Source organism: Pseudoalteromonas rubra, from assembly GCF_005886805.2.
Lineage (GTDB): Bacteria > Pseudomonadota > Gammaproteobacteria > Enterobacterales > Alteromonadaceae > Pseudoalteromonas > Pseudoalteromonas rubra_D.
Map to the genome: position 1 here is coordinate 1,908,503 of NZ_CP045429.1, position 16,166 is coordinate 1,924,668.

Below are 16,166 nucleotides of genomic sequence, written 5' to 3' on the forward strand. Positions count from 1 at the left end.
ATTACTCCTCCTTTAAAGCCAGTTGCGTCTCTGCGGCAATCACTGGCGATGTATCAAGGCGCAATTGCATTCCTTCCGTCGGGTATTCCAGAGCAGAGGTAATGAGTTGTTGTCCGTCGCTCAGGCCTTCTGTGGCCACCGCATATCCGTCTACTTCGCGAATAATGGTGACGGGCTTGAAAGTGAGTTGTTGATTCTGGTCAAGTAACGCCACTTTGCCTTCGCGTATCAAGTGACGAGGGATCCGCACCGCATTACTGACTGATACACCCTCTATTTGTGCATTCAGGTAAGTACCAAAGCGCAGTGGCTGGCTCGGGTTATCATATGGTGCAGCGACCTGAGCAACCAGATAGGTCATGCGGCTTTTATTATCGACAACGCCTTCGCTGCGTACAATTGTGCCTTGCCACGAAACGGCTTGCCCTGCGACTTTTGCAGATAATTTCACCGTGGCATCTAACCCATTGTTATGCAGATATCTCAGTTCGTGGTCCGCAACAGGTAAGCGGATCTCTGCTACGGATATTGCGTTCAGAACACCCAAAGTACTGCCTGGGTTAACAACACTGCCAAGGCTCAATGAGCGATTAGTAATAATGGCGTCATAGGGCGCCTTAATGTAGGTGCGCTCGAGATTGCGTTTTGCACGTTTGACACTGGCCTGTGCTGCTTTGAAACGCGCCAGCTTTTCTGCCAGCTGAGGCTTGCGCAGATACAGCTCAGAGGGAATGGTCGAGTGTGCATTGTCTTTAATTCGTTGCCATTCTGTTTTGGCGACATGAGCCTGTGCCTGTTCAATTTCTAGCGCAGAGTGTGCCTGAGCCAGGCTCGCTTCGGCCTCAATTAACGCGGCTTCATAGTCATTGGGGTCAATGCGCGCTAAGGTTTCTCCCTGGCGCACAAACCCCCCTTTGACAAACTTGTCTGACAGCTCTATTAACTGGCCACTGACCTGAGCGACCAGTTCAGTGCTGTACTTAGGGGTGACGAGCCCGTAAGAGTCGACCATCAGTTGCATCGGGGCCATATCAATTGGCTGCACTTCAACCAGCGGATGAATGACTTTTTCAGGTTTTTCTTCGGGCGGTTGCTTCATTGCAGAGAATGCAAAAGCGGTGGCGAGGCCACCGAGTAGCACCGCAACGGGTAATAGGATTTGTTTTTTACTAGCCACGAGTTATTCCTTCCATCAATAACGGTTGAATCGATTTCTCTAACCTGGTTAAGGATACGCGAACAGATGTGTCTAGGTGTTTTAATCATTTCAAATAATGTAACAAGGCATTGCAATCATGTCTGGTTGCTTACCGATTGGCTGTCAGTTTAGTGTTTTCATCGGTGGATTGGCGTATAATCGCTTGCTTTATTCGTTAAATTCAAATTATGAAGGGTCTGATGGAGTGTCGTTTGGGTTGTGGTGCATGTTGCATAGCACCAAGTATCAGTTCGCCAATTCCGGGAATGCCGCAGGGCAAACCCGCGGGAGAGCGGTGTGTACAACTGGATGATGATAATCTGTGTAAGTTGTTTGGCGATCCCAGTCGCCCTAAAGTCTGTGGCGACTTTGTGCCCTGTGAAGATGTATGTGGGACAGATAATGCGCATGCAATGTGGTTGATCACTGAGCTGGAGCAGTGTACTTAGAGCCATCATAAACAAAAGAGAGTCAATTCGGGGAATAACCCAAACCAACCCTGAAATGTTTTACATTTGCTATTCAGCGTCCCCAATAACAACCTATCTCCTGTAATCACTGAGAATGAGGCGATTCAGGGGAGCAACCTAAGTATGCGGTAGGGTATTGGCAGGCAAACCTTCTAGTTTTTCTTCTTCTCGCAAGGTTAATACTTCAAATCCTGTCGGGGTTACCAAGAGTGTGTGCTCTGCCTGAGCTGATAAAGCACGGTCTCTTGTCACCACAGTCCAGCCATCTTTGAGCGTCTTAACCCTGTGGCTACCCTGATTAAGCATCGGCTCAATGGTGAAGGTCATGCCGGGTATGAGTTTTAGTCCGGTACCAGGGCGTCCAAAATGCAGCACTTCAGGTGCTTCGTGCATTTCAGTGCCAATTCCGTGGCCGCAATATTCTCTTACGACGCTCAACCCTTTTAGCCGTGCAAACTCTCCAATTGCATGGCCGATATCGCCCAGTGTTGCGCCGGGCTTTACCTGATTGATACCACGCCACAGTGCTTTGACGGTATTGTTAACCAGCGCCCGGGCTGCATCACTGGCATTTGGCATCATATACATTTTGCTGGAATCAGCAATGTAACCTTGATGTTTAAGGGTGATATCGATATTCAGAATATCTCTGCTATCAATGAGATGTTTTGCGTTTGGCATGCCGTGACAGACGACTTCGTTAATTGACGTATTGATTGAGTAAGGGTATCCATACTGACCTCTACTCGCTGGAGTAGCACCAAGCACATCTACAATATAATGCTCAACGAATTCATCCAGTTGTAGTGTTGTGACGCCTGGTTTTACTTGCTCATCCAGGGCTTTAAATACTTGGGCTAACATGGCCCCAGATTCGCGCATAAGCGAGATGGCTGCATTATTTTTGATCGTGACCTGAGTCAATGGTGTCATTCCTTGTGTGATTAAGTTGTTGTCTGATTATTTGGGCAAAGGTCATATCTGGGTTCAGTTCCGCCAGTCGGCCCATTTTGATCCAAAACTCCGCCTGAGCATTGATAGACCGTGACATAACATGACTGGCCTGTCGTAGCTCTTCGTGTACTTCGTCTGAAATTTTAACGATACCCATTTTATATCTAATTTATATATGTTCCGTATATGAATCATACGTTGCTACATAAAGGGGATGCAAACTATTTTTGTCAGCAGGCTATCAACTCTGGTTACTGCAGCTCAATAAAGTACTCAGGCTTCATGTCTTCGGGCGTTCGTGCAAGTATTTGCAATGAAAAGGACGCAGTACTTGTCGATATGTCTTTCAGGCGCCGGCATTTACCCGTTTTCTTGACTGAGCGGTACTTTCTTATTCGGTTTGATATGATCATGGATACAAACGGTGTGTTTCTGCATACCTGAGATAAGATTGCTTGCTGGCGGTGATTACTTAATTGAAATAGTACTTGTCAGTAATATGACAGGCGGAAAACTGTCTGCCTGTTCATGGTTGATGATGAGTGCGTTGAACTTAAGCGCATTGGGTTGTTTCACACCTCAAAATACCGAAACCCAATTATAAAAATGCAGCGTGGCTGAGACAAAGCAGTTTAAGGGACAATTGAAATGAGATCCCGCGACATAAAAAACGCCCGACTCTGAGGGAGTCGGGCTTAGGGAAAGGCTCAATTTTGGAGCCATGCGCTAACTTAAAAACACCTTCTAATTACAAGGGAGAAGTAGAAAGTCATTTAAGTGTAGCTAAGGCTTCATAAAATTTACAAACATTTGAAATATTAATTACTTTATCAAAAACAATACGTTACTTACATATAAATGAATGGTCTTAAAATTATCAAAAACTTTTGTTCAGGTTATACCCAAGTTATTAACTGGCCATTGAGTACCAGATCGCGTGGCAGCTTGTTTTTGATTTTGGCTTTTTGCCACTTGCCGAGCCCGACTGGTGCGCCGCATAGTGTAAGTACCACCTCACCCTGTGCGGGTCCCGGGGAACCAAGGCGGATATCTTGTCCCTGAAAGTATGCTTTTGCTTGTGCGGGATCTAACTCAAACACATTACTTGTTGCAAGATGACCGAGGCAGGTAGCAAACTCGTGCTCAAGTTTGACCCCATTTTTATGGGTTGTGGCGACTTTAATGCCAATTCGCGAGTATTTGATTTTTTCCTGCAGTGTTTCCATGTGTTGAGGAAATAACCATAATTCTTTGTCTCGACTCATTAGCGTGCCAGGTAAAGACTTGATCCCAAACTGTTGCTTTATACTTGCCTCAAATGCTTGCTGGTCTTTTTTGGTGGTGGGCGAAAAGGGAAATTGTCCTTTTTTTGTCTTTTGTTGTGGGTGCTCGACACTGCCTGTTTTTCTAAATTTGGCAATAAAAAAACCTTCACTGTCGTAGATTTGCGGCCAGACATGTAAGTAGCCTTGTGCCGTAGCTGCTTTGTTAGCATCCGGGAACAAAGTGTTAAGTGGTACGACTTCGACATGTTCTGAGAAGGCCTCGAGCAGGTGGTCGCAGATCTGCTGGTTTTCTACTGGTGTCAGGGTACAGGTTGAATACACCAAAGTACCGCCGGGTTTTAAGGCCATAAAGGCACTGTGGATCAGTGTTTTTTGTACCTCGGCGATGTCCTGGTTCGATGCCAGTGACCAGTTCTTAAGCGCATCCGGGTCTTTGCGCACAGTCCCTTCTCCAGAGCAGGGCGCATCCAGTAATATATGATCAAAACTTTCATACATATAATCACCAAACACCTGACCATCAAAGTGTGACAGTGCGCAGTTGGCCACGCCCATACGCTTTAGCGTAGCGGCCAGTGTCTTTAATCGGGAAGATGAGAGTTCATTGGCAATCAGAATCCCCTGATTGCCCATTAAAGCGGCCAACTGTGACGTTTTTGACCCCGGCGCTGCGGCCATATCCAGTACATGCTCTCCTGGTGTCAAAGAAGTGGCCAGCGCCATAGGTGGCAGCATAGAGCTTGCTTCTTGAACGTAGATACAGCCACTCAGGTGCAGGGCAGTATTACCGATAGGCAGGTTGGCTTCTTCTTCTGCTGTGCGGGTTAGCCAGTAGCCCTGCTCGCACCAGGGAATAGGCTCAATGTGCCAGTTTAGTTGCGCAGCCTGATGTTCAAATTCTTGCAGCGACATCTTTAGGGTATTAACACGGACAGCGCGTCGCAGGCCGGTGCGACAGCTGGCAATAAAGTCATCCATCGTCAGGTGCGCCGGTAGGTAGCTGGCGACATCTGCAATAAAATCATCGGGAATATAAGTTTTGTTGTCCAAAGTCAGTATCTCTTGCACTTTTAGTGACTAGTTTACCACTAATTGACATCACACGGGGATAGACTGACCCCAAGAGGCTATATTCCTCGTAGCAAGGCAATGCTTTGCCATTTATCTTGAATATACGGAAAAACATATATAATATATTTCGCATATTTTGTTTGGAGGGTGAAGGCTTGTCCTGAAACGCTTCAGAGTAGCTCCGGTGTAATTAAAAAGGTAATTCACATGACAATCAAAGTAGGTATCAATGGATTTGGACGCATGGGCAGATTGACCATGCGGGCATTATGGCAATCGGCAGGCATAGAAATTGTAAACATTAACGACCCGGGCGGTGATGCGCATACACTGGCGCACCTGATGAACTTTGACTCAGTGCATGGTAAGTGGCAATTCGAAGCGCAAGCCAGTGATGCAGGCACTATGGTGATTGCAGATAAACACATTACCGTAACGCAGCAAAAACAGATCGAAAGCATTGACTGGTCTGGTTGTGATTTGGTCATTGAAGCCAGTGGCAAGATGAAAACCAAAGAGAAGCTGGCGGGTTACTTTGCGCAGGGTGTCAAACAGGTCGTGGTAACAGCGCCGGTAAAAGAAGAGGGTGTACTGAATGTTGTGATGGGCGTCAACCAGCAGCTATTCGAGGCTGAGTCTCACCCCATAGTGACGGCTGCATCGTGCACCACTAACTGTCTTGCACCTGTTGTTAAAGTGTTGCAGGACAACATTGGTATTAAACATGGGTCAATGACCACAATTCACGACATCACTAATACTCAGACCATTATTGATGCGCCACATAAAGATCTGCGCAGAGCCCGTGCTTGTGGCACAAGCTTAATTCCTACTACGACCGGATCGGCGACCGCTATAACTCATATATTTCCGGAACTGAAAGGGAAGCTGAATGGTCACGCGGTGCGCGTGCCGCTGACGAATGCGTCGATCACCGACTGTGTATTCGAAGTAAATCGCGAAACAACCGTCGAAGAAATCAATGGCTGGATGGAGCAGGCTGCACAGGGAGAGCTAGCTGGCATTTTGGGTTATGAAACTCGCCCTTTGGTGTCCATCGACTATAAAACGGACCCGCGCAGCGCTATTATTGATGCTCTGTCTACTATGGTCGTAAATGGGACTCAGGTTAAGCTTTACGTTTGGTATGACAATGAGTGGGGCTATGCTAATCGCACCGCTGATCTTGTGCGCTACGTGATTGCTCAGCGTTGGGGGTAAAAGCGTGCTGCAGCAGTTATCAGCGCCAATAAAGCAGTACCTGGTAATTACAGGTAATTACTGGTCGTTTACCCTGACCGACGGTGCACTGAGAATGCTGGTGGTGCTCTACTTCCATCAGCTAGGTTACAGTCCGCTCGCCATTGCTTCTTTATTTTTGCTTTATGAGGTCTTTGGCGTAGTGACCAACCTGGTTGGAGGCTGGTTGGGTGCCAGAATGGGCCTGAACAAAACCATGAATGTCGGCCTGTTTTTGCAAATTGTCGCGCTGCTGATGCTGGCCGTGGACCCACAGTGGTTAAGTATTGCCTATGTTATGGTTGCGCAGGCTCTATCAGGCATTGCTAAAGACCTTAATAAGATGAGCGCTAAAAGCGCCATTAAGTTGCTGGTGCCTAAAGAGCAGGATGGTGTCTTGTTTAAGTGGGTTGCAATCCTGACCGGCTCGAAGAACGCACTCAAAGGGGTTGGCTTCTTTATGGGGGGCTTGCTGCTGACCCAGCTAGGGTTCCAGGGGGCATTGTGGTTTATGAGTGCGATGCTACTGGTAACCTGGTTGCTCAGCCTGGTACTGCTAAAGCAAGATTTGGGCAAGAAGAAGCATAAGCCTAAATTTTCAGAGATGTTTTCGACCAGCAAACAGGTCAACTGGTTATCGGGTGCAAGACTGTTTTTGTTTGCCTCCAGAGATGTTTGGTTCGTAGTGGCATTGCCGGTTTATCTGGCCAGTGTATTCGGCTGGGATCACTGGTGGGTTGGCGGGTTTATAGCTTGCTGGGTCATAGCGTATGGGCTGGTTCAGGCAAATGCGCCTAAATTGTTGGGCAAGCGGCGCTCTAATACCCAACAGGCATTTATCTGGGTGGCTACGCTTTGCTTGCTGCCTGCGCTTATTGCATTGGCGTTGTGGTATGAGTGGTATGTTCAGATTTCCATTATTGCGGGCCTGTTGATATTTGGTGCAGTATTCGCCGTGAATTCTTCTTTGCACAGTTTTTTGATAGTGCACTTTGCGGATGAAGATGGCGTATCGATGGATGTCGGATTTTACTATATGGCCAACGCCATGGGGCGCTTGGCCGGCACTGTTTTATCAGGGCTTGCATACCAGTACGGTGGCCTGATTAGTTGTTTGTTGATTTCCAGCGTTTTGCTTGTGTTAGCGACAGTACTTACCTACGGATTGCAACGCCATATCAGATGATAAACTCTCCAAATTAGCGTAAGCCAACTGACTCTAACCAGTTGGCTTACGCTGTAAGCAATGGAATGCTATTTATGGCAGCTTGAAGCTGGCCGTAATTTGTTTGAGCTTTCTCGATTGTTTGTCCAGATCCAGACTTGCACTGGCTACCTGATCGGCCCCAGCTGCATTATCCAGTGCGGCTTGTTTAATGGCATCAATGTTGTAGCTGATCTCTTCGGTTGTCGAGGTCTGTTGCTGCGCTTCTTGCGCAATGCGTTTTGCACTTACTGAGATCTCCTGGATCTGTGTGACGCTTTTTTGCAAGCTTTGGGCACTCTCATTCGTAGCTGAGATAGAGGCCTGTGCGACTTCGGAAGATTGATGCATTTTATCAACGGCTTGTGTGGTTGCGTTTTGCAGCTCAAGGATCATGGTTTCAATATCGCCAGTAGATTGCTGAGTTTTGTGCGCCAGCTGGCGTACTTCGTCTGCAACGACAGCAAAGCCCCGGCCGTGTTCACCGGCACGAGCGGCTTCGATGGCGGCGTTTAATGCAAGCAAGTTTGTTTGCTCGGTAATTGCCTGTATCACTTCTATGACCTTGCCGATATTCTGAGCGCCAGATTCTACATTCTTAATTGCACGCTCAGAGTCATTGATCACTTGATCCAAAGTGCTCATTTTTGAAACGCATTGCGCCAAAGTATGACTGGCTGCGTCTGTACTTTCTTCTGCTCTGACACTGAGTAGGGCAACCTGATTAGCGCTGCCTGCAACGCTTTCAATGGATTGAGCTGTAGCACTGATAGCGAGCGCAACTTGCTCTATATTCGCATGTTGCTCTTGTAAGCTGGTATTGGCTTGTTCGCTGGCTGCACTGGTCTGACTGGCTGTGACAGCAAGTTGGGAAGTCGTCTCACTGATAGTCCCAATCACGCCCGTGAGATAACTGGTCATTTGTCGCATCGCGCCATACACACCCGTAACATTGGTATCCTGACTGAAATCCTGGCGCAAGTCACCTGAGGCGATACGTTCACTGATATCACGCATCATACTGGGCTCCCCGCCGAGTGGACGTAACACGGAATTGGCTATTAACCAGGTAGCAATGCTGATTGCGATAATTGCAATTCCGCCAATTATCGCAATAAACCAATATAACTGATAAATCGGAGTAAATGCTTCAGCTTTATCAATCTCACTCAATAACACCCAGTTCAGATTTTCGAACTTAAAGGGCATATAGGCAGACAAGACGGGGTTACCGTTGTAATCAATGATCAGTTCAGTTTCTGAAAACCCCTGTAAACCGCGTCTGACCGCGTAGGTATCGACGCCGTTTCGGGCAACTGACCCTGCAAAGCTCGCTGTCACACTGTGTGCAGTGGGGTCGAGATATGAATCAGAGCGCATTCTCAAATCTGAGCCAACCAGATAAGACTCGCCGGTTTTCCCCATACCATCGCGTTGTTGCATGATATCGTTGATAGTATCAATGGCAATTTGCAAAGCAATAATAGAGTGGGTCCGTCCGTTAATCTGGATCGGAACACCTATAAAGGCGGCTGGCTCATTATTGCTGGGGGCGTATCGCTGGTAGTCAGTAATAAAAAACTGTTTGCCATTGAGTGCATTGCGAAATAACTGTGCAAGCCCGGAATCGCGATAGGGCCCGGATCTCAGGTTGGTCTTATAATCGCTCTCCTGTGCGACGGTGTAACCAATGAAGCCGTCAGTGTCTATAATGAACAAGTCATAAAACCCTTTCTGTTCAATAAAGTGCTTAAACAAAGCATGGTTTTTATGCGCTAATTGAGCTGTAGTCGAATGTACTTCAGTACTGGCGATTTGTTGCCATTGTGCGGCAATCAGACTTAGGTCTGCCTTGCGTGCCTGAAAGTAATCGTCAATTTGGCGATGTTTAATATGTTTGATCGAGGTCAACTGATTATAAGCTTGACGTTCCAACGCATCGGATGCGGTCATTAAGGATGTGATAGCCATAAATGCGGCGGGCAGTAAGCCAACCAGCAAGAAGGAAATCAACAAACGTAGTTTGGTGGACATGGAGTACCTGACTTTGGGTTGTTTTGCTAATTGCAATTAAAAATGATTATCATCACACATTGTAAACAAAAATCCCTTTAGTGGGAACTCTGATGGGCAAAAAGTTAAAAAAAAGAAACTAAATTCTTATTTTTGTTTCTGCACTTTGCTGTTTACTTCGTTTTGTGTGTGGTTATGTGGCAGGGATCTGCATTGCCGGATCCGGATGCTGGCGCATCCGGAACACTTAATACCTATTTCACTTAGTACCTGTTCAATTTGAAGGAGTAAATATGGTGCTAACGGCGTAAAAAATTGTCATTTAGAACCTTATACCTTAAACATTGGTTCACAAATTTTAGCCTCGCCTATAGGGATGTAGGTGCCTCAGCGATAGCAGGACGCGGGAGCGGTGCTATCGACCCTATTTTCTCGCCTCAAAATGGAACACTAATTTAAGCAAATTGGCATGATTTAGCTAAGCTCAATAGCCTGGATCTGAACGACTGATTCGTCCTCATCCTGTACCGTGCTTTGTGGCGCGTCAGGGAACTGTGGTTTATCGAGCGCAATGTCTCCGCCATCAATGATGTCGTCTTTTTGTAAACCCTGGAAATCAAACAGAGCATGATCGGCAAGATGAGAAGGAACAACATTTTGCATAGCCGTAAAAATACTTTCAACTCTGCCTGGATGAGAGTTATTCCACTCGTTGAGCATCGCTTTGACATGCTTACGCTGCAGGTTTTCTTGTGAGCCACATAGATTACAGGGAATGATGGGGAAAGCCTGGCTTTGCGCATACTGTGCGATATCCGCTTCTTTACAATAGGCCAGAGGACGTATCACCATATGCTGACCATCATCACTCATTAGCTTGGGAGGCATGCCTTTTAACTTGCCACCGTAAAACATGTTGAGGAACATGGTTTCAATCATATCGTCTCTGTGATGCCCCAGTGCGATTTTGGTCGCTCCCATTTCCTTTGCCGTGCGGTATAAGATACCACGACGCAGACGTGAACACAGCGAGCAGGTGGTTTTACCCTCGGGGATCTTATCTTTTACGATTGAATAGGTATCTTCCTCTACAATCTTATACTCAATGCCAAGGGTATCCAGATATTCGGGTAAGATATGCTCAGGGAACCCAGGTTGCTTCTGATCCAGGTTAATGGCGAATACATCGAACTTAATAGGGGCAACACGTTGAAGGTGCTGTAGCACGTCCAGCAGGGTATAACTATCTTTACCGCCAGACAGACAAACCATGACGCGGTCACCCTCTTCGATCATATTAAAATCGCCAACAGCCTGACCGGCCAGCCTTCTTAAGCGTTTTTGCAACTTGTTAAGGCTATATGCTTGCTTTGCTTCTTGTGAGTGAGACACTCGCCCCCCTATGTAAAAATGACGGCAAAAATAAATAAGGGCGCATTATACCGCCAGACCAGTAAACTGCAATATTAGCAGTGTGAATACACGCAGGCATAGAGGGAGAGGGGACCGGCACATGACTCCGTGCCGATCTGAGTGATTGATTTATTGTGCGAGTGGGCTTGTGTAACCATCCGGTTTCAGTGCCAGGACGTCACAGTCCAGGCTGTCAATCACGTGTTCTGCGGTATTACCTACGAGTGCTGCACTTAGACCCGTTCGTCCGACGGTACCGATCACAACCAGTTCGGTATTTTTCTCTTTCGCGATATGGGGGATCACATCCTCAGGAAGCCCCTCTTTTATCACACACTGTGAGTCGCTCAATCCAAAACGTTTTGCCAGCGCCCAGGTTTCCTCTTCGTGATGCTTTTTGACAGCCTCATTATATTGAGACGGATTAAATTCAGGTATCTCAATGGCAATATTCACTGGGGTTGCGGGGTAGGTGTTGACCAGGCTTAAAGAGGCGTTAGCCAGGTCACATAAGAACTGTGCATCTTTGATTATACGGTGATTGAGCGCCTGATGTTGCTCGTCATCACTCACTGCATTGACCGCTGCAAGTATTTCACCTTTTTCTGGCCAGGCATGATCTTTGACCAGTAACACAGGAGCCGGGCATTTTCTGATCAGGTGCCAGTCTGTTGGTGTGAAAATGACAGACTTAAGTGTGTCATGTTGATGGGTGGCTTTAATAACGAGATCAAACTCGTGCTCGAGTACCGTTTTGATGATGGCTTCATAGGGCCGGTTATGCCACACCACTTTGGTCTCTATATCAATATTTTGATAGCCACTGGTGAGCTCTGAGATCCAGGCCTCGCGATCTTTAATCACGGCTTCTCTCATCGCTTCACGCTCTTCTCGCGATAACATCGTCGTCATCTCATAAGAGAAGTCATAAATTGATAAAAAGGCGGTGATTTTGGCACCTGTTTTTTGCGCCAGACTGATAGAACGATCCAGGCTGTTCTGTTGCTGTTTGGTCGGGTCTATGACAGTGAGAATGCGTTTGATTTGTTCCATAATGGACTCCTTAATCTTGCACGGACGATTTCAACTCTGTTTACAGTGTAATCGAAATCGTCTCGGGATAAAGAAAAAGTGAGCCGTAAATTGCCTCAGATCAAAGAGAAATTGCTGCGGCTTTCGCCAGTTCATCAATATCCAGAATCGTGATGAATTTGCCCTCAACTTTGATGATCTCTGCCTTTTGGAAGCGACTTAACAGTCGGCTAATGGTTTCAACGGTCAGCCCTAAGTAATTACCAATTTCGCCTCGTGTCATGGTGAAACGGAACTCTTTGCGAGAGAAACCACGCTCGCCGAAACGATTAGACAGGTTGTAGATGAAGGTTGCAAGGCGCTCTTCAGCGGTTTTTTTGTTGAGCAACAGCAGCATTTCTTGATCATAGTTGATCTCGCTGCTCATTAACCGCATGATTTGTTGTCTGAGTTTTGGCAGTTTGCCAGCCAGCTCATCTAGAGTGTCAAAGGGGATTTCACACACCATGGAGGTTTCCAGAGCTTGTGCAAAACTCTGATGCTGCATCTTATTGATGGCATCAAAACCCACTAAGTCACCAGCCAGGTGGAATCCTGTAATCTGCTCGTCACCTTGTTCTGAAATAGTGTAGGATTTAAACGACCCGGAGCGTACAGCAAAAATTGAGTTGAGTTCGCTACCGGACTCGAACAAAAAGTCCCCTTTGTGAAGGGGTTTTTTACGCTCGATGATTTCATCCAGCTTGTCCATTTCGTTACCATTTAGAGAAAAGGGCAGGCACAGTTGGCTGATACTGCAGTTATTGCAGCTGATAGTACATTGACTTTTTGAACGATTACTTAAATCCATAACAAATCCGTTATCTATGACGCACGTTAATGATATTCTATTAGATGTGGTCATATTTTAATACTTGAACTTTGCGATATCTGGTGCCCAGATATACCATCTATTAGTCGGGGTTTTGGTTCTAAACATTGAAGAACCAAACCGCGTCTTGATCATTTTAGGTCAAAAAACTCCCATTCTCCGACCAGCATAGATGACTCTCATCTAATAGTATTACTGGCTCTAGATTAATGTACTAGTTTATCCGTTGCAATGATTAGTAGATAAAAGCCATACCAAATAAAAATATTGCCTAACGCAATCCGTGTCGCTTTATGATTTAAAAACGTGCTGAGCATTTGAGCGGATTGTCCCACCGCTAGCATGGCCGGAAAAGTGCCAAGTGCAAAGGCCGCCATGATGAGTGCGCCACTTAAACTACTGTTTGCTTGCAGGCTCCAGGTCAGGGCAGAATAGACTAGCCCACAGGGGAGCCAGCCCCATAGTGCACCATAAGCTAATGCTTTGGTTTTTCTGTCTATCGGGAGCAAATACTTGTTGAGCCGAACAAGGCGTTGCCAAAGCAGCCATTTACCAGCTTTTTCCAGCCAGTTAAGGGTGGCAGCCAGGCGCATGACATAAATACCAACCAGCAGCATAAAAATACCGCTAAGTACATTCAGCATATTTGCAAATAACGTGCTTTGCTTGGCAAATGCGGCACCTAGCCCTGCAACCAGTGCTCCGGCCACCATGTAGCTACCTAGTCTTCCCAGGTTGTATAGTAGTGCCGTCACAAAGGGCGACTGTTTGGTCTGGGCGAGTTGCAGGCTTGATGCAATTCCACCGCACATGACTAAACAATGGCCGCTACCAACCAGGCCCATGATAAAGGCGCTAAATAGACTTATCTCGGTCATTACTTTTGTTGTGTTGCTCTTTATCGTCTTCGAACAGAATGCTGTGGCCTTGCTTATTCAGATCAGAAAACTGCTCACTTTTGACGGCCCAAAAAAAGACCCCGATTGCGATGATGACAAATAAAATCGCGATGGGAATAAGGATATAAATAATACTCATAGTTTCAGTAACCTCAAAGAGTTAGTGATCACCAGAATCGAGCTCGCAGACATACCTATGACAGCCACCCAAGGGGGCACTAATCCCATCGCAGCGAGCGGCAAGATTGAACCATTATAACAAAGTGACAAAGTGAGGTTTTGTTTTATCACTGTTTTGGTTTTTTTAGCGACCTGATGCAGTGTTTGCAATGACTTAAGATCGCTGTTTAGGAGCACTACATCGGCGGTATTTTTCGAAATATCAGCGCCGGTTTCCATCGCGATGGATAAGTGTGCGCTGTTAAATACCGGGCTATCATTTACACCATCGCCAACCATGCCAACAATATGCTGCTGTGCGGACCAGGATTCGACTTGGCGCTGCTTATCTTGTGGCGAGCAAGCATTTTTATAAGTATCTAACCCCAGTTCCAAAGCCAGGTCTTTTACAGCATTTGAGCTATCACCGCTAAGTAGGTGGCAGCTCAGGCCCTGGCCCTGGGCATAATGAATTATCTCAGGCGCGCTATGTCGAACTTTATCTGCCAGGTAGAAATCAGCGACTGGCTGGCCATCCACAAACAAAGTTGCTTGAGCAAAAGAGCTGTGATTGCCAAACCAGGCGGATTTACCGATAGCGACAGGTTGTTGATTAAATAGGGCCTTTACACCGCTCCCCGTGACGACTTCAACGTCACTTAGCTGCCTTGGAGACACTAGCTGTTCGGTAAATGCTTTCGCGATTGGATGCTCGGAATAACGCTCCAGAGCAACGGCCAGCGCCATTACATCGGACTCCTGCCAGCTTTTGTCAAGTATGCTGATGGATTCGATAGAGAAACGACCTTCGGTGAGGGTACCGGTTTTGTCAAACGCCATTCTAGTCAGCTTAGGCACAGTTTCGAGTACATGGCTTTCTTTGATTAGGATCCCTTTACGGGTAAGCGTTGCGACGGCACATGTGAGTGCTGTCGGAATTGCCAAACTGAGTGCACATGGGCAAGTTGCAACTAACACAGAAATGGTCACCCAAAATGCATGGGGTGGGTCTATTTGGTACCAGGCAACCGCAGTAATAGAGGCGAAAATCAATAAGCAGGCGACAAACCACTGCGCCACTTTATCTGTGACTTCGACGATTTTGGGGCGCTTTGTCAGAGCGTTGTGTTGCAGCTTAATGATTTGATTAAGTAGTGTATTTTGACCTACTTTGTTGATTTCAATGGTGATCACGCCATCATGATTGATGGTGCCGGCATAGACCTGATGAGTTTGGTATTTTTTCACGGGTAAGTGTTCACCCGTCATCATAGATTCGTCAACGGTTGTAGAGCCTGAGATTAATACGCCATCGGCCGGGATGGTTTCACCAGGCTTGATCATAATCTGATCGCTCAGTTGCAAGCTTTTCGCAGCAACGATTTTTTGCTCGCCATTGGGCAATAATTTACGCGCGGTCAGCGGTAACAGTTTTTGCAAGTTAGCAGTAAATTCACTGGCCTTCAGCCTGGCCCGAAACTCCAGATATTTACCGAGTAAAAGCAAAAAGGTGAACATACAAATGGATTCAAAGTAGACTTCTCCCACAGACATCACTGTGGCATAGCAGCTTGCAGCGTATGCACCAAAGATGGCCAGTGAGACGGGGAGATCCATATTAAGCTGTTTGGCTTTGAGCCCTTTAATGGCATTGGTCAAAAATGGCATGGCCGAGTAGAGGATCACCGGAGAGGCTAAAAATAAACTGATCCATCGAAAATACTGTTCGAAATTGTCTTCCATGCCGGAAAACATGCCAAAGTACATGGCAAACGCAAACATCATGACTTGCATGGTCATGAGGCCCGCAACACCTAGCCGGCGTAAATAGGCTTTAGCGACGGTTTGCTTTTGTGCGGCTTCATCGTCGGCCTGAAAAGGGTAGGCCTTGTAGCCAATTTGGTGCAGTGATTTAATAATCTCGCTCAGTTTATACTGCTGTGGGTGCCACAAGATCATGGCTCTGTGCGTTGATGTGTTAACGTCAACCCGCGCAACACCTTTAAGTCCAAGTAATTGTTTTTCAATTAACCAGGCGCAGGCGGCACAGCTAATACCTTCAACACTGAGTAATACTTCCTGCAGCTCGCCTTGCTGACTGACAAAGTCTTGCTGAATTTCAGCATTGTCATAACTCAACAGCTCTTTTAATTGTTCCGGGACCAGCTCTTCGACTTTGCCCGCACTGTCGGTTCGAAATTTATAATAGTCGCTCATGCCCTGAGCTAGAATGGTTTCGGCGACCGCCTGACAGCCAGTGCAGCAGACAGGCTGCGGCTGGCCTTCAAATTTTACGTGAGCAGAAAACCCCGGCGGTACGGGCTCCAGACAATGAAAACAACTGGTTGTCATAGTGT

The 16,166-nt window shown here is 46.7% G+C and carries 14 protein-coding genes; 3 read left to right on the plus strand and 11 right to left on the minus strand.

The annotated features are described in order from the left end of the window. Position 1: 1 nt before the first annotated feature. Positions 2-1,177, minus strand: a complete 1,176-nt coding sequence (locus CWC22_RS08240; protein ID WP_125561458.1) for an efflux RND transporter periplasmic adaptor subunit — start codon at positions 1,175-1,177, stop codon at positions 2-4. Positions 1,178-1,398: 221 nt separating this feature from the next. Between CWC22_RS08240 and CWC22_RS08245 the strand changes: the two genes are divergently transcribed. Continuing rightward, positions 1,399-1,647 (plus strand): zinc/iron-chelating domain-containing protein, encoded by a 249-nt coding sequence (locus CWC22_RS08245; RefSeq protein ID WP_010385461.1) that lies wholly within the window; start codon positions 1,399-1,401, stop codon positions 1,645-1,647. A gap of 138 nt (positions 1,648-1,785) precedes the next feature. On the opposite strand, the gene map is transcribed toward CWC22_RS08245, so the two are convergent. The 3 genes from map to rsmF form a co-directional block, all read right to left on the minus strand. Further along, positions 1,786-2,592 carry a type I methionyl aminopeptidase gene (gene map, locus CWC22_RS08250; RefSeq protein WP_138538857.1) on the minus strand — a complete coding sequence of 269 codons (807 nt, stop codon included), beginning with the start codon at positions 2,590-2,592 and terminating at the stop codon, positions 1,786-1,788. Beyond that, the gene (locus tag CWC22_RS08255; protein ID WP_049863010.1) at positions 2,567-2,779 is read right to left on the minus strand and encodes a ParD-like family protein; all 213 of its coding nucleotides are present in this window, start codon (positions 2,777-2,779) and stop codon (positions 2,567-2,569) included. The genes map and CWC22_RS08255 overlap by 26 nt, the downstream gene beginning before the upstream one ends. A 739-nt stretch (positions 2,780-3,518) precedes the next feature. Next, the gene (rsmF, locus tag CWC22_RS08260) at positions 3,519-4,958 is read right to left on the minus strand and encodes a 16S rRNA (cytosine(1407)-C(5))-methyltransferase RsmF (RefSeq protein WP_125561417.1); all 1,440 of its coding nucleotides are present in this window, start codon (positions 4,956-4,958) and stop codon (positions 3,519-3,521) included. A 228-nt stretch (positions 4,959-5,186) separates the two neighbouring features. Between rsmF and CWC22_RS08265 the strand changes: the two genes are divergently transcribed. After that, positions 5,187-6,200, plus strand: coding sequence for an ArsJ-associated glyceraldehyde-3-phosphate dehydrogenase (locus tag CWC22_RS08265; RefSeq protein ID WP_138538856.1), 1,014 nt, complete (start codon positions 5,187-5,189; stop codon positions 6,198-6,200). 4 nt (positions 6,201-6,204) lie between these two features. Then, on the plus strand, positions 6,205-7,404 hold the full coding sequence (gene arsJ, locus CWC22_RS08270) for an organoarsenical effux MFS transporter ArsJ (protein ID WP_138538855.1): 1,200 nt from the start codon (positions 6,205-6,207) through the stop codon (positions 7,402-7,404). Positions 7,405-7,476: 72 nt separating this feature from the next. Here the strand turns inward: arsJ and CWC22_RS08275 are convergent, their stop codons facing one another. The 7 genes from CWC22_RS08275 to CWC22_RS08305 all read right to left on the minus strand — a co-directional run bounded on the left by CWC22_RS08275 (position 7,477) and on the right by CWC22_RS08305 (position 16,161). Beyond that, complete coding sequence (locus tag CWC22_RS08275) at positions 7,477-9,456, minus strand: methyl-accepting chemotaxis protein (RefSeq protein ID WP_138538854.1); 1,980 nt, start codon at positions 9,454-9,456, stop codon at positions 7,477-7,479. 453 nt (positions 9,457-9,909) lie between these two features. Then, positions 9,910-10,827, minus strand: a complete 918-nt coding sequence (gene ttcA, locus CWC22_RS08280) for a tRNA 2-thiocytidine(32) synthetase TtcA (RefSeq protein WP_138538853.1) — start codon at positions 10,825-10,827, stop codon at positions 9,910-9,912. A 150-nt stretch (positions 10,828-10,977) separates the two neighbouring features. Further along, on the minus strand, positions 10,978-11,901 hold the full coding sequence (gene uspE, locus CWC22_RS08285) for a universal stress protein UspE (RefSeq protein ID WP_125561406.1): 924 nt from the start codon (positions 11,899-11,901) through the stop codon (positions 10,978-10,980). 100 nt (positions 11,902-12,001) lie between these two features. Next, entirely contained in the window at positions 12,002-12,730 is a 729-nt protein-coding gene (locus CWC22_RS08290; protein ID WP_125561404.1) for an FNR family transcription factor, read from the minus strand. A gap of 227 nt (positions 12,731-12,957) precedes the next feature. Then, positions 12,958-13,629 (minus strand): sulfite exporter TauE/SafE family protein, encoded by a 672-nt coding sequence (locus CWC22_RS08295; RefSeq protein WP_138538852.1) that lies wholly within the window; start codon positions 13,627-13,629, stop codon positions 12,958-12,960. Further along, a complete protein-coding gene (gene ccoS, locus CWC22_RS08300; RefSeq protein WP_049865783.1) occupies positions 13,607-13,789 on the minus strand; it encodes a cbb3-type cytochrome oxidase assembly protein CcoS in 183 nt (60 codons plus the stop codon). The genes CWC22_RS08295 and ccoS overlap by 23 nt, the downstream gene beginning before the upstream one ends. Continuing rightward, positions 13,786-16,161, minus strand: a complete 2,376-nt coding sequence (locus tag CWC22_RS08305; protein ID WP_138538851.1) for a heavy metal translocating P-type ATPase — start codon at positions 16,159-16,161, stop codon at positions 13,786-13,788. Before CWC22_RS08305 ends, ccoS begins: the two co-directional genes overlap by 4 nt. Positions 16,162-16,166 lie beyond the last annotated feature (5 nt).